At 34.4% G+C, this 14,077-nt stretch carries 12 protein-coding genes; 4 read left to right on the top strand and 8 right to left on the bottom strand.

What is annotated here, in order from left to right:
* Nucleotides 1-174 precede the first annotated feature (174 nt).
* Nucleotides 175-507: a hypothetical protein gene (locus AC3WRL_RS22165; protein ID WP_492331251.1), complete on the top strand. Its 333-nt coding sequence runs from the start codon at nucleotides 175-177 to the stop codon at nucleotides 505-507.
* Here AC3WRL_RS22165 and AC3WRL_RS22160 read toward each other — a convergent pair.
* A complete protein-coding gene (locus AC3WRL_RS22160; protein ID WP_492331250.1) occupies nucleotides 504-1,607 on the bottom strand; it encodes a DUF3667 domain-containing protein in 1,104 nt (367 codons plus the stop codon). The genes AC3WRL_RS22165 and AC3WRL_RS22160 overlap by 4 nt on opposite strands.
* Nucleotides 1,608-1,996: 389 nt before the next feature.
* On the opposite strand from AC3WRL_RS22160, the gene rplM reads away from it, so the two are divergent.
* The 3 genes from rplM to rpsB all read left to right on the top strand — a co-directional run bounded on the left by rplM (nucleotide 1,997) and on the right by rpsB (nucleotide 3,789).
* Complete coding sequence (rplM, locus tag AC3WRL_RS22155) at nucleotides 1,997-2,452, top strand: 50S ribosomal protein L13 (protein WP_214831749.1); 456 nt, start codon at nucleotides 1,997-1,999, stop codon at nucleotides 2,450-2,452.
* A 5-nt stretch (nucleotides 2,453-2,457) separates the two neighbouring features.
* Nucleotides 2,458-2,844, top strand: coding sequence for a 30S ribosomal protein S9 (gene rpsI, locus AC3WRL_RS22150; RefSeq protein WP_072883409.1), 387 nt, complete (start codon nucleotides 2,458-2,460; stop codon nucleotides 2,842-2,844).
* A 183-nt stretch (nucleotides 2,845-3,027) separates the two neighbouring features.
* Entirely contained in the window at nucleotides 3,028-3,789 is a 762-nt protein-coding gene (gene rpsB, locus AC3WRL_RS22145; protein ID WP_214831748.1) for a 30S ribosomal protein S2, read from the top strand.
* Nucleotides 3,790-3,863: 74 nt separating this feature from the next.
* Here the strand turns inward: rpsB and AC3WRL_RS22140 are convergent, their stop codons facing one another.
* From AC3WRL_RS22140 to AC3WRL_RS22110, 7 genes are all read right to left on the bottom strand, one after another.
* Nucleotides 3,864-4,307, bottom strand: a complete 444-nt coding sequence (locus AC3WRL_RS22140; protein WP_492331249.1) for a DUF6759 domain-containing protein — start codon at nucleotides 4,305-4,307, stop codon at nucleotides 3,864-3,866.
* A gap of 63 nt (nucleotides 4,308-4,370) precedes the next feature.
* Nucleotides 4,371-4,964, bottom strand: a complete 594-nt coding sequence (locus AC3WRL_RS22135; RefSeq protein WP_492331248.1) for a DUF6759 domain-containing protein — start codon at nucleotides 4,962-4,964, stop codon at nucleotides 4,371-4,373.
* Nucleotides 4,965-4,984: 20 nt separating this feature from the next.
* The gene (gene trmB / locus AC3WRL_RS22130; RefSeq protein ID WP_492331247.1) at nucleotides 4,985-5,662 is read right to left on the bottom strand and encodes a tRNA (guanosine(46)-N7)-methyltransferase TrmB; all 678 of its coding nucleotides are present in this window, start codon (nucleotides 5,660-5,662) and stop codon (nucleotides 4,985-4,987) included.
* An 85-nt stretch (nucleotides 5,663-5,747) separates the two neighbouring features.
* On the bottom strand, nucleotides 5,748-6,524 hold the full coding sequence (locus AC3WRL_RS22125; protein WP_214831744.1) for a DUF6759 domain-containing protein: 777 nt from the start codon (nucleotides 6,522-6,524) through the stop codon (nucleotides 5,748-5,750).
* Between the two features lie 179 nt (nucleotides 6,525-6,703).
* Nucleotides 6,704-7,492, bottom strand: coding sequence for a hypothetical protein (locus tag AC3WRL_RS22120; RefSeq protein ID WP_214831743.1), 789 nt, complete (start codon nucleotides 7,490-7,492; stop codon nucleotides 6,704-6,706).
* Nucleotides 7,493-7,643: 151 nt separating this feature from the next.
* Nucleotides 7,644-11,042, bottom strand: coding sequence for an FIDD domain-containing protein (locus tag AC3WRL_RS22115; protein ID WP_492331246.1), 3,399 nt, complete (start codon nucleotides 11,040-11,042; stop codon nucleotides 7,644-7,646).
* Between the two features lie 112 nt (nucleotides 11,043-11,154).
* Nucleotides 11,155-13,989: a T9SS type B sorting domain-containing protein gene (locus AC3WRL_RS22110; protein ID WP_492331245.1), complete on the bottom strand. Its 2,835-nt coding sequence runs from the start codon at nucleotides 13,987-13,989 to the stop codon at nucleotides 11,155-11,157.
* Between the last annotated feature and the right edge of the window lie 88 nt (nucleotides 13,990-14,077).

Genomic DNA, 14,077 nt, shown 5'->3' with positions numbered 1-14,077 from the left:
TAGAAAATTTCTGAATTCCCAAATATAATAATAATATAGAACATAAGATTTAACTTTATGCTTCTTTAACTCAGGTCATTAGGTGTTTTGATTGAATTAAGTAATCGCTATTTTACGAATATGCTCCTTAGAAATAATAAGTAATTTATTTACTTTTGCATTATATATTATTATATGCAGAAAGCTTTGATTTATTTTGGACTGGGAACTGTGATCAGTTTTCTAATTAATTATTTTTTTTTAAGCAGCGAAAACCTGGGGCTTGATTTCTACTATGCAGCTGCTTTTGGTTTTGCATGGGGATTGGCTTATTATCTGGATACCCCTAATTTTACATTGCCACAAAAATTAGGATTATCTTTTGTAGCAATGGGCGTTTTAGTGCTTATAGGTTTTCTTATTTTTAATTTGCAATTAGCAATTCCTTCTATCCTAAAATTTTCAACTGTTTTTGTAGCCTATTATTTAATAGCCAGTTTTAGAGGAAGTAAGTCTTTGCGTAATTAATGCATCATTATAAAACTGATATAGGTTAATATCATAAGCATTAAAAGTAAACCTATAAAGTTGACGATAAACAGGATCGATCCTTTTAAGATGCTTATTCTCTTGCTATTCTCATAAACCCTGTGATGCGCTATAAAGAAGTAGGCTGAGGTATAAAAGAATAAGGCAGTATAACATAATCCGAAGATAAGTGTTAACACCTTGTAGCTCGGCAATACGGATACCAAATGGCTACCAAGAATAAATATTAACGAACTTAGCAGTAGGAATGAGAAGTAATGAAGTGTGAAAATACCATGGTCGAAATACCACCATTTTTTCTTACTGTGAAATATCCATAGAAAAAAAGCAAAAATAGGTAAGTAAACAAAAAGCGCTTTTGGAACTGAGTGTATAAAAGTTTCCACAAAACGGTTAGTTATTTCTTTCTTGTTAAAGCCTCTGTCCTGCAAAGAAAATATTTTTTCAGCAAAAGGTCTTAAAGAAACATACATTTTGCCTCCATGTATGCTCAGAGAATCATATTGCTTCTTTGTTGTTGCACCTAGAATAGAGAATTTATCTTTAGAACTGCTAAAAACTTTTTTGGTAGAGAGCAAATCTTCAATTTTGTTAACTTTATCAAGCTTGGATATGCTATTATTAATTATAATACTGTCCTCTCCACCTTCTGCGATCATTTCCCTTTTTATACTATCAGCTATTTTGGCTACCTGATTTTTTTTCTCTTCTAGATTTTTTTGTGCTGAGTGTTTTTCTGTTTTTTCATGTTCAGTGTCTTCTGATTTTGGGAAAAGAGTAGGAACAAAGAATGTTAAAAAGCTTATGAAGATGTATAGTTTTACAGGCGGCACAAACAATTGTCTTTTACCTGCAAGATATTCTTTGGTTAGCCTTCCTGGGCGTCCTATCAAATATTGTATCGTTTTCCAGAATTGCCCGTCATAATGAGTGAAGTCCTCAATAAAATGGGTGAAAAGAAAATAGAAGGGTTGGCGGGGCTGCGTATTTTCCTGTCCGCAATGTGGGCAGAATCTTTCTTCTACGGTATGTCCGCAATTGAGACAGTTTTTCTCTTCTCTTATTTTTCCGTGACTCATGGTAAGTAAGGCTTTGCGGCAAATATAATTATTTCGAGAATGAAAAATAATTTTTTACATGAAATTAATGTAAATTGTAATTTAATGAATGGTTAAATGATAATAGGATACGGAAATTTTTACGGAAAAGTTAATAAAGTAAGAGTTTAGTAACTAAACTCTTTACTTTATCACCTGTGTTTTTAGAATCTTCTAAAACTTTTTTTTCATCGTATATGATTTTGCAATATCTGTGCCAAGAATATTTTCTATAGATAGAATCTGTCGAATCGTTTAACCTAAACACGTAACCAACATATTAAATTAAATATGTTTTTCCATTACAAATTTAATTTGTATCTTTGCACACCCTTATGGGGAAAATTATGTTTAATCTTTAACTAAAACGTGTGAATACATTAAGTTACAAAACTGTTTCAGCGAACAAAGCTACTGCTAATAAAGAATGGGTTGTGGTAGACGCTGAAGGACAACCTTTAGGAAGACTAGCTTCTAAGGTTGCAAAGATTTTGAGAGGTAAGCACAAAACAAACTTTACACCTCACGTAGATTGTGGTGATAACGTTATTGTTTTGAATGCTGGGAAAATTACGCTTTCCGGAAACAAGTGGGCAGATAAAACTTATATCTGGCATACTGGTTACCCTGGAGGTCAAAAATCTATGACTGCGGCTGAACTTCAAAAGAAAGATTCTTTGAAAGTATTAGAAAAGTCTGTAAAAGGTATGTTACCTAAAAACAGATTAGGTTCTGCTTTATTCAAAAACCTTTATTTATATGAAGGAACTGAACACAAGCACGAAGCTCAACAGCCTAAAACAATTAATATTAACGAATTTAAATAATTAATATGTCTACAGTTCATAAAATTGGTAGAAGAAAAACTTCTGTAGCAAGAGTTTACGTAAAGCCAGGTACTGGTAATATTACAGTAAACGGTAAAGATGCTAAAGAATATTTCTCTACAGACGTAATGGTTTATAAATTAAATCAACCATTTATCCTTTCTGAAACTGTTGGTCAGTATGATGTTACCGTAAATGTTTTCGGTGGTGGAAATACAGGACAAGCAGAAGCTATCAGATTAGGTATTTCAAGAGCTTTATGCGAGATCAACGCTGAGTTCAGATTAGCATTAAAGCCAGCTGGTTTACTTACAAGAGATGCAAGAATGGTGGAAAGAAAGAAGCCAGGTCAGAAAAAAGCAAGAAAGAGATTCCAATTCTCAAAACGTTAATTTTCAGACTTCAGATTCAAGATTTTGGATTTCAGAATTTTTTCAATCTATTATCTTTTATCTAAAATCTATTTATCTAAACAAAAAAATTGCCCGTTACGTTTAGCATCCAAACGCTTCTCCCATCTAAAGAAGTTGTTGATTGTTTAAAAGACGGAAAGTAAACTAACAAAAACAGAAAACATGGCAAAAGCAAATGTAAAAGACCTCCTAGAGGCTGGGGTACACTTCGGTCACATGACTAGAAAGTGGAATCCAAATATGGCTCCGTACATTTTTATGGAGAAAAATGGTATTCACATTGTAGACTTACATAAAACAGCAGTAAAGTTAGATGAAGCTTGTAGCGCTTTAGAAAAACTTACTTCTGCAGGTAAAAAAGTTCTTTTTGTTGCTACTAAGAAGCAAGCAAAAGAAGTTGTTGCTAAGCACGCTTCAGAACTTAATATGCCTTATATTACAGAAAGATGGCCAGGAGGTATGTTAACAAACTTTGTTACTATCAGAAAGGCTGTTAAGAAAATGAACTCTATCGATAAAATGAAAAAAGATGGAACGTTCGAAACTTTATCTAAAAAAGAAAGACTTCAGGTAGACAGACAAAGAGCTAACCTTGAGAAGAACTTAGGTTCTATCTCTGACATGGTTCGTCTTCCTTCTGCTATCTTCGTTGTTGATATCTTAAGAGAACACATCGCTGTAACTGAAGCTAAGAAATTAGGTATTCCAGTTTTCGGTATCGTAGATACTAACTCTGACCCTAGAAAAGTAGATTTCGTTATTCCAGGAAATGATGATGCTTCTAAGTCTATCGATATGATTTTGAACGTTGTTTCTGATTCTATCAGAGATGGTCAATCTCAAAGAAAAGCTGACAAAGAAAAATCTAAAGAAGAAGGAGAAAAAGTATCTGCTGATACAGATGCTGATTTCGATGCAGAATAATTAAAGATTTTCTTTAAAATAAAAAAACCGCTAATTTATTAGCGGTTTTTTTTTATTTCTACTATTCTAATTTGTTAATTAGATAAGGTTATAGAATATGAGCTCGAGATGTATTTTGTGGATTGATATACGGAATTGCATACCATTCCGGATAATTTGTAACTCTGGTTTTTTGGAAGCATTACGGATCCTATTTTATTTGCACCAATAGGTATTTTCTTATAGTAATTATTTCCGCTAATGGTAAGAACCATATTACAGCGGGATTTATTTTCTACAGAGAAGGATGTTTTTGAACTGTCTGAAGAGCCATTTAAGAGATCATTTAGTACATCAGCAGTTTCAGATTTATAGGTCTTTAAAAGCTCATTATACTCTCTTTCTGTATTAACGGATGAAGAAGATGTATTTGAGGTTGGGGGATAGGTCTTTCTAACAGGATAATTATTATAATTAACACTGCAGCTTACTAAGATCAGGGATATTGTTATAGCTGAAAAAATTAATTTCTTTTTCATAAAAAAAATTTGAATTGTAAATGTAAGAGTTTACTTTTATTTATAAAATTTCTATTTCCCTAGCTAGTCACTATTATTTATAGTTAGAATAATATTTCTTTTGATCTCTTTTTGGGAATTATATTCTACATTACAGACATTGCTTTCAAGTGCATAATTTCCTTTTTCAATTACAATAAAATCTTCGTTATGTGCTGGAATTGCCATATGATAAGAGTTTTCACCCTTAATCTTTAGCACAAGGTTGCAGTCAGAGTTGTTTCTGAATAACAGGATCGATTCTTTCCTGGTGGTATCCTCATTAAACATGGTATTCAGGAGCTTAACAGTTTTATCTTTGTGATTTTTGGAACTTTCAAAAATTAATCGTTTAAATTCTTCTGGATCATGATGTCTAGAAGGGATTTCGTTAATAACAGGTCTGGCTTCCATAGGTTTTGCGTCTTTCCTTCCAAGTGTCCATTGCTGATTTTTCAAGACAATTAGCTTGGTTTTTAAAACGTTTCTTTTAGGATCTTCAGGATGTGTGTTTTTAAGATACTCTTCAATTTCTATGATATTTGTGCTTTTTAGAATCTCTCTTTTGTTCTTTTGAGCATTAATGAGAGTGGGAGTTAGAAAAGAGAAGAGTAAGATTGTCAAAATTTTTTTTTTCATCAAATGTTTCTAAAATGGGGTCAGCTTATCCGGAACTTTATATAAGTAATAGTCTTTCCTTTTGCTGAAAAAAGTTCTTCGTAATATGTTTTTATATCTCTTAAATATTTTGTGTCTGGATCATATTCTGGAGCTCCATAAATATCGTGGTGAGCAGTAATAATTTCATAACCGGCACCCTGTAAAAACCCTAAAGTATAACCATGCAAAAATTCAGAGTCTGTTTTTAGATGAATAATCCCACCAGGTTTTAAGAATTTTTTATAACGATCCAGAAAATCGGGATGAGTAAGTCTGTGTTTTGTACGCCTGTATTTGATTTGTGGATCAGGGAAGGTGATCCATATTTCGTCTACTTCGTTTTCGGCAAAGAAGTTATCAACTAATTCTATTTGAGACCTAAGGAATGCGACATTGGACATATTGTTTTCAACAGCTTCTTTAGCTCCGAACCAAAATCTTGCACCCTTGATATCTATCCCTATGAAATTCTTTTCAGGGAAAGCTTTAGCAAGACCTACAGAGTATTCTCCTTTTCCACATCCTAGCTCAAGAACAATAGGATTGTCATTCTTGAAGAAATTTGTTCTCCAATTACCTTTGAGTTCAAAACTAGTTAAAGCTTCTTCCCTTGTCGGTTGAATAACATTAGGTAATATCTTGTTTTCTTCGAATCTTGCTATTTTATTTTTGCCCATGAGTATAAATGAAAATCTGGCAAAAATAACAAAATTAAAGTAAAATATAGTGCTTTTAGATATAAAAGAGACACCGCTATTTTGTTTATTTAGGGTCAGAAGAGCCTAAGGCAACAAGTAAGGGCTTTTGAATTGTTTTTTGAGAAGCGTATTGAGCCCCACAAACAATACTGGTAAAGAGATAGTCGCCTTTGTCTATGACAATTGAACTTTCGTTATGAGCTGGAACAGCAAGTCTGTATTTAGTAATACCAACTCCTTCCATTCTTACGATAATGTTACAATCAGATTTGTTCTCGATAAGAACAATACAGTCCTTGCTCATGGGATCGTTGTCAAAAAGAGAGTTCAATATTTTCACTGTCTTATTTTTATGCTCAACAGGAGAGACACTCATCAACATATTGAATTCTTCAGCTTCAGCATCGGGAATAGCAACTGTATTTGATGATGCATTTACAACAATAGCGTTTTGGGCATTACTTGGGGTATATATTACTGTAGATTGTTTGGCTGCTAGTTCTGCTTTATATTTTGCTATTTGTTTTTGCTTAATGATGGCATTCATTTCATCAAAAGTGATCTTGGTAGACGGTCTCCTTTTTAGCAAGGCAAGCATTTCCTGCATTTCTTTAACCTTTTGATCTGCAGGATGGGCGTTTTTTATATATTCCGCCATCATATCCATTACTTTTGGCTTTAGTACTGATCTACGTGGATCGTCTGGGTGAGCATCTCTTAGAAAAGCATTTATTTCATAAATGTTTTTACTTTTTATGATATTAGTATAGTCTTTTCCTTTTTTTTGGGCAGAGAGACTAAAGCACATAATTGTACAAAAAGATAAAAGCAACTTTTTCATTCAACAAATATTAAGTTAAAAATTTGGTGTTTCTCCTTAATTTGTGTTCGGGCCAGTTAGTTTTAAATATGATAACGAACTAAAAATGTTTTTATTTTAAACACAAGTTCGTGAGATAAATTTAAGAATATATTATCAAGCAAACAATAATTTTAAGTAATCTCTAAAAAATATGCCTTTTATTTTATAATATCCTGAAGATGAGAGTTTCTCAGTCTTCTCTGATAGATAGGTAAATACTTTTCAATTGGAATTTTTACAGCTTCAAAATTTCCAGCCTGTATATATGGCTGTATATTTTCAGAAGAATAAACGAATTGCAAGAAGTTATCAATTAGATTTTCCGGGATTTTAAATTTCACAAAATAATCCTTACCTAAATAATTTTTTATCTGAGTAACTGAATTATTCATGTTTTCATAAGCTACATAACGTTGTTGCTTTTTTCTTTCACCAGATAAGATATCATAAATACTTTCCAGACTGAAAGTCAATCCACCATCGCGTAGCCCTGCCACAGGAAGTTGAGGGGGATTTCCATCTCCTTTGGGCTCTGGTAGACCAATTACTTTTTTCAGTTCGAGGGCTTTGTCTTTTTTAGCTATTGCATTTACATCATATCTTAAATTCCCAGTTGGTTTAAATCTGCTGATAACAACTTCCTGAATATCATGATAAGCAATTTTTAATTCAATTAAGCTTTTAGGACCAAACATTTGAGGGGTAAGCTGAATATCTTTTCTTTCTGTAACAATAGAAGTGAAACGGATGATATCACCAGGGTTAGCCTGGATATTAAAATCTCCATTGTAATCTGTAAGAACGGTTCTCTGTGTATTAAGATTTGTTACATAAACCTGATTAAGATATAGTATTGAATTATCTCTGAGAAATACTTCCCCGGAATAGACTTGAGCGTTGATTTTTGCCAGAAAAACCAGCAGCAATAGAGTAATAAGTTTCTTCATATATTGGGGCAAAATTACACAGAATTACATCAATTTATACCTATATAGATAGTGAAAACAGGTTAAAGTTATATTAAACTTTGGTTCATAACTGTTAATGAATGTTATAACATTATTGTTTTAGCATTTTTTATAAGGATGAGATTCTTGATTATCTATTTTTAACCAATAGCCAGCTTGAATATTTTACGGTAGTACTAGCTCCGAATTCAGTCCAGCTGATCGTATACCAGTAGGTTGCTGTATTCACTGGCCTGCCACCTAATTTTCCATCCCAAGTGTAACGATTTGATGAAGTGCCACGGAAAATTTCTGCACCATATCTGTCATATATTCTAAACTCAATATTTTCCTTAGTCATTAATGCAGAGTAATCTATTCCATCATTATGGCCATCATCGTTTGGAGTAATCGTGTTGATCAGGTTTATGATGGTAAAAGGTCTTTGAACATCTTCACACCTTTTGGAATCTCTTACATAGGCAATATAGCTGCCTCTAGGTAAGTTTTGAAAGACATTTGAAGTTTGCCATGTAGTTCCATCTAATGAATACTCGTACGGTGGTGTTCCCCCGCTTGCTCCAATAGTTACAGTACTACCATTAATATCTATTGAAATAATGGCTGGAGATTGGGATTCAACAACATTTACAAATTGTCTGTATATACAGCCATTATATTTTAGGTCAACCCAATAGCTGCCGGCAGGAATGTTGGAAATCGATTGAGTAGTGGCTCCTGTACTCCAAAGATAACTTTCAAAACCTGGACCTGCATCCAATGTAGTTCTTGTTTTAGGGCAGATAATTTGATCAGTCAGGAGATCAGATTTTCTCGGAGTTTTAATGGTGATGATAATCTTTCCTATTTGGGCACAAACTCCGGGTTTTTCAAATCTTACATATATCGTTTGGGTACCCGTTATGGTTGCTGGGTTAGTAATTGGGCTGATATCATTCTGAGCATCCGAAAGACTTCCATGAAAACTTACTGTTACTAGTGGATCAGCAGTAAACTGACTGATATATTGGGATAGGTTAACCTGTTTAATTCCATCTAGATCATCATCGCAATAGTTTTCTGTTACGGTGTCTTTTATCAGCGGGATCCTGGCACCAATTACGAAATTCAGAGGCTGAATAACTTTTGCACATCCATCAGGGGAATCTACTCTTATAAATATGGTTGTTGAGGCACTAAAACTCCATGTATTGGGTAGTGTACTTGTGTTTCCAGCGTCGGCATCAGCAAAATTAGCATAATATCGGACGTTTGGGAAGTAGGTGCTGTTAGTTAAAACCAAGGGTGTAATGTTGGGTAGGATAACCGTTACAATGCCATCAAAATTATCATCACAAAAAGTACCTGTATAATTTTGTAGGACAATTGCCACAGGATATAAATTGAGTGTTATTTTAGCAATACTCTTACATCCCAAATTATTTTTTACAACAGCATATACAATAGTACCATTTGGTGCCGAATAGGTGTTGGGGGTTGTTATCAGTGCTACCGCGTTTTCTGTTTGTGCATCGATAAGAGTAGGATAGTATGTGATTGTTACCGGGGTATTTGTGGTAACATTTGCTAATGTAAGATTAAATGTTCCCAGCCCATTAATACTGCAGACAGATAAACTTGTATCCGTTACAGTAATAACTTTGATATTTATTGTTACAGTTACGGTTTCACAATCTGGAAAATCTGGATCATTACCGCAAAATGTATATGTAAAAGTGTCAGTTCCGGCAGTTCCTGGGTTGGTAACATTGTAAGTGATAACACCAGTGGTAGGATTTATAGTTGCTGTTCCTGAAGTAGGGGGTGTTGTAATAGCTATTGTGGATACAACCGGAGTTTGTGGTGAATTGGTAAAAGCCGGAGTTATCACATGACTTGTACAAACATCATAAGTAGCAGTAGTTTGATTGGTACAATTTAAAACTTTATATGGCAGGGTAATTAGAGGGGCACAACTTCCCATAGTAACTGCACAAGTGTAATTTCCTGATTGTGTTGGAATATACGTTATTCCTGTAGCTCCCGGAATAATGGCTCCATTTCTGTACCACTGATAGGCATTGTAAATTGTTGGATCTACCGTAAGGACAATTCCGGGAACACAATCTCCTCCTGATTTTAAAATAACCGGCTGAGTTGGGAAACCCGCAAAAAAGCCTCCGTATCCTACTGCGTCGCTTCCAGCATTAATACCGGCAGTAATAGCCTTATCAGAAACGACCGTAATCGTTCCGGTAACATTAGGAATTCCATAAGTGACCCAATTGTTTGTACCTGTCATATTAAATGGACCAGTTGTAGTTGGAGGAGTAATACCATTTACCGTTACATTTGCTCCTCTTTCTGTAATTAGATTTAGCTTTGTTGGAATGTTGAGAATCCCATTCGGATTAATATTGGAGTGGACAAAATTTTCATCAATAAAACCGAGCTCATTAATTTGTTTTGGTAAGTAACAATTTAAGGCTGGAATGAAATTAAAACCACCTGTTGCAACTTCATCACCTGCAACAGAAGTTCCTGCTAACATCTGATATATATAAGCGTTTTTTGAGGTTCTGATGTATAGGTTATAATGATTATTTCCCTGCAATTGATATTTACTATCCGGGATCACAAAATATTGTCCTGTATTTAGGGTTGTAATAGGAATTAATTCATTATTAACAAGAACCTGAGTGTTATCTTCGGTTGCAATTACAAGTACCTCTTCCATATTTGCGCCGAGATTTCCATTTCCTTTTACAAGGGCAAATTCATTACCAAGCCTTTCAACGGGGACGGACTGGTCCATTAAAATATCAGAACTTGTAAGAAAGTTTCCGGCATATTGGCCATTAAAATTACCATTGGTAATGTTGACTGGTTTATTAGCAACTATTTTAGCTCCTATAAAACCATCGGAGTTTCCTGTAATATCTCCTATACCATCAATAATGTATGATTTACCTTTATTAAGAGTGAAAGTCATGACCGGATTACTTGCCCCTGTTGTTCCATTTGAGAATTGTACAACTGGTTTATATCCTGATATGGTAACTGTAGTATTATCTTCTGTTGCCAGAATACTTGTCATGAAATTTAGGATGGGATTATTGACGCTAAGTGGTGCATTTGCAGCATAGAAGACTTTTCCAGTGGATGGAATACCTTTCGAAGTAATAATCTCGGCATGATTAAATACAGAGAATCTTAAATTAGCATAAAACGGAAATTCAGCTTTTAAGTAAAGTCCTTTTGACGTAGGAGTAAAGAGATCCGTTTGTTGGGTAGTGATAATGTAATCTCTTAATACATCAAATTTCTGAGGGTTATTCTTGCTTATATTTACTGTGCCAATCAAAACATTATTGTTATAAATACTAACCGGAAACGATGTTATTCGATTGGTAGATAAATACAAATTTTGATACGGATTGGGATTACCTGTTCTATCTACCATTGGAGCAAACCAGTGTTCCCTGTCTAATTGTGCAAAAGCAGACGTGAAAATATAAAATATTAATAGAAAAGATAGAGTTTTCTTCATTTAGCGCTAGCTTTTAACGCAAATTTAATAATAAAAAGCATTAATGTGTTGAAAAAACAATAAAAAAACCACGATTTCAAATCGTGGTTTTGATATAGATATTTTAAAACTGTTATTCCCTGTTTTTTACCAAGATCCAGCCTGAATATTTTATAGGTGTTTGCCTTTTATTTGGTTCACTCCAGCTTATATCAAACCAGTAGTTTCCAGTAGATACTCTTTTGCTTCCATTTGTTGTACCATTCCATTTATATCCATTAAGTTTATTTCCCTCATGGATTTTAGCACCATACCTGTCATAAATATTGAATGTTAAATTAGGCTTGTATGATAATGATGAATAGTCAATAAAATCGTTCACTCCATCATCATTCGGAGTAATTACATTCACTAAATTAGGAACAGTGATACTTACATTAATGGGATCGCAGTCATAAGCGTCCTTAACATAAACAGTAGCATCACCCCGCGGAATATTATTGAATATATTAGAGTCCTGCCAGTTGATATTGTCTATAGAATATTTATATGGAGGTGTTCCACCTAAAGCATAAACCGTAACTGTATTGCTTGTAATATCGATATTTGAAATAACAGGTTGTTCTGATGCATAGACGTTTACTGTTTGTAATGTTGTACATTCTCCTGTTTTTAATTTTACCCAATAAGTTCCCACTCCAACGTTGGTTATGGATTGTGTATTTGCTCCGGTACTCCACTCGTAAGTGTTGAATCCAGGACCAGCATCAAGGGTTGTCTTATCTTCCATACAGATAATTTTGTCAACTAACACTGCAGATTTTACAGGAGCCATAACAGTAAGCGTTACTTCGGCAACTTTATAACATCCATTAGCATTAATTACCTTAATATATACTACACCGGTTGGAGCAATATATGTAATTGGGTTTGTAATTTCATTTGTGCCGTTAATAGCATCAGTTGGAGATGGATAATATTTTTTCGTAATTCCAGTTTGTGAAGTTACTCCTGCTGTTGTAAGGTTAAACAGACCCGTCGCAGGGTTTTGTTCGAGAAAACAAGTTCTTAGAGCAGCATTATTAACAACTGGTGTAGCAGACACGGTTAAACTCAATGTTATCTGCTCACAATCGATAAATTCAGGAGCATTTCCACAGAACTTATAGACAAGAGTATCCGGACCGAAATAACCGAAATTAGGAACGTAAGTAATGACTCCAGTTACAGGATCAATAGTTGCAGCTCCATTAGTAGGCGGGGTAACAATCGTTACTGTTCCGGGAACATATGTTTGGGTTGAATTTGTAAATTCTGGAACAATTGCCTGATAGCCTTCGCAAAGTGTTATTGCTTTAGTAGATTGTTCAAGACAAGAGAATACTTTATAAACAGGAGTTGTTGCCGGTGGACAACTTCCTACAGTAATTCTTACAGTGTAATTCCCTGATTGAGTTGGAGTATATGAATTGCTTGTAGCGCCAGGAATCGGATTTCCGTTCAATGACCATTGATAAGTTTCAAAACTATCATCAACTTCTAGTACAATTCCAGGAATACAGTCCCCTGTTTGTTTGGCAATTACCGGAATAGATGAGAATCCTGCGAAATATCCGCCATAACCTGCTGTATTATACCCACCGTTGATTCCAGCAGTTACTGCCTTAGTAGATGTAATTGTCACATTGCCTGTGATACCTTGTATCCCGTAAGTTACCCATTGTGTATTTCCTGTAAGAGGAAATGGGCCCTGCGCTGCAGTAGGTGTTGTACCATTTACTGTTACAGCTGCACCAGCCTCGGTTAGAATATTGAGTTTTAAAGTAACATTACCAGTATAGGTTGGCATTTCCTGAATTTTACCAATCTCATCAATTTTTCGGGGTAAGAAACAATTTAAAGGTGGAATGTAATTGTATCCTCCCGTATTGTTGGCATTTCCAGAACCTATTAATTGATATAAGTATACATTTTTAGTAGTTCGGATGTAGATGTTTGAGTGTCCTCCAGTTTGAGTAACATAAGCATTTGCTAAAATTCTATAATAGTCTCCTTCGTTAATTGTTGCTACAGGTGTTGTCCCGGCATTAAGGTAAATTTCCGTATTGTTTTGTGTTGCGATGATAATTCCACCTTCCATATTATCACTACTGGTAGAGATACTTTTAACCATGGCAAATTCATTTCCAAGACGATTAGTAGGCACTGATTGATCCATAATCAGGTCTGAGCCGTCGGGAAAATCTCCTGCAGCAATAGTGGCGTAGAATCCATTAGAATTACCATTAGTGACAGATACTGGTTTGCTAGCAACTATTTTGGCTCCTATGAAGCCACTTTGGTTTGCTGCTGAATCTCCAAGTCCTGCCAGAATATAAGACTGTCCTTTATTTAAATTAACAGTCATAGAAAGTGGAGGAGTTGTATTGTTAATAAATTGTATGTTCGGATCATATCCTGAAACGGTCACAGTTGTATTATCTTCTGTTGCCATTATTCCAGTAGTGAAATTATTAGATGTTGAATTTACTGTCATTGGAGTGGCAGCAGCGTAGAATTCAGTTCCAATGCCGGCTTTTCCTTTTGAAGTGACAATCTCTCCGTGAGAGCTATTGTAAATTCTTAGTGAAGTAAAATAAGGTTTATCACCTTTGGTGTAAACACCGAGATTAGTTGGAACAGCTGCGCTTGAAGAACTTGTTGTTCTGATATACTGTGCTCCTAGTGCAAAAGACTGAGGATTATTTTTACTAATAGTAACAGTTCCTATAACAACATTGTTACTGTAAATTTTCACATCAAAAGGAGTCGTGGAATCTGTAGAAAAATACAGGCCATGTGTATAATTAGTTGCTGATGTGGAGGAGTTATCAAAATAAGGAGCAAACCAATGGTCTGTATCTCTTTGTGCAAAAAGCGTGTTAAGTGTAATTAAAAATAAAAATAAACTGAGTAGATATTTTTTCATTGATAGGGGAATTAGGATTGTTTGCAAAAGTAGTAGATTATTTGATAAATCATAATATGTTTTTATAAAATTGCACGCAATAATAGAA

This window comes from Chryseobacterium sp. FW101-FHT12H09 (assembly GCF_058790395.1).
This window is presented reverse-complemented; position numbering and strand designations above follow the sequence as displayed.

Coding starts and splice junctions, on each gene's coding strand:
- AC3WRL_RS22140 (WP_492331249.1), bottom strand. CDS start 4,307: ATGAAAAAGAAATTAATTTTTTCAGCTATAACAATATCCCTGATCTTA.
- AC3WRL_RS22115 (WP_492331246.1), bottom strand. CDS start 11,042: ATGAAGAAAACTCTATCTTTTCTATTAATATTTTATATTTTCACGTCT.
- AC3WRL_RS22165 (WP_492331251.1), top strand. CDS start 175: ATGCAGAAAGCTTTGATTTATTTTGGACTGGGAACTGTGATCAGTTTT.
- rpsB (WP_214831748.1), top strand. CDS start 3,028: ATGGCAAAAGCAAATGTAAAAGACCTCCTAGAGGCTGGGGTACACTTC.
- AC3WRL_RS22125 (WP_214831744.1), bottom strand. CDS start 6,524: ATGAAAAAGTTGCTTTTATCTTTTTGTACAATTATGTGCTTTAGTCTC.
- rpsI (WP_072883409.1), top strand. CDS start 2,458: ATGTCTACAGTTCATAAAATTGGTAGAAGAAAAACTTCTGTAGCAAGA.
- trmB (WP_492331247.1), bottom strand. CDS start 5,662: ATGGGCAAAAATAAAATAGCAAGATTCGAAGAAAACAAGATATTACCT.
- AC3WRL_RS22160 (WP_492331250.1), bottom strand. CDS start 1,607: ATGAGTCACGGAAAAATAAGAGAAGAGAAAAACTGTCTCAATTGCGGA.
- AC3WRL_RS22110 (WP_492331245.1), bottom strand. CDS start 13,989: ATGAAAAAATATCTACTCAGTTTATTTTTATTTTTAATTACACTTAAC.
- AC3WRL_RS22120 (WP_214831743.1), bottom strand. CDS start 7,492: ATGAAGAAACTTATTACTCTATTGCTGCTGGTTTTTCTGGCAAAAATC.
- AC3WRL_RS22135 (WP_492331248.1), bottom strand. CDS start 4,964: ATGAAAAAAAAAATTTTGACAATCTTACTCTTCTCTTTTCTAACTCCC.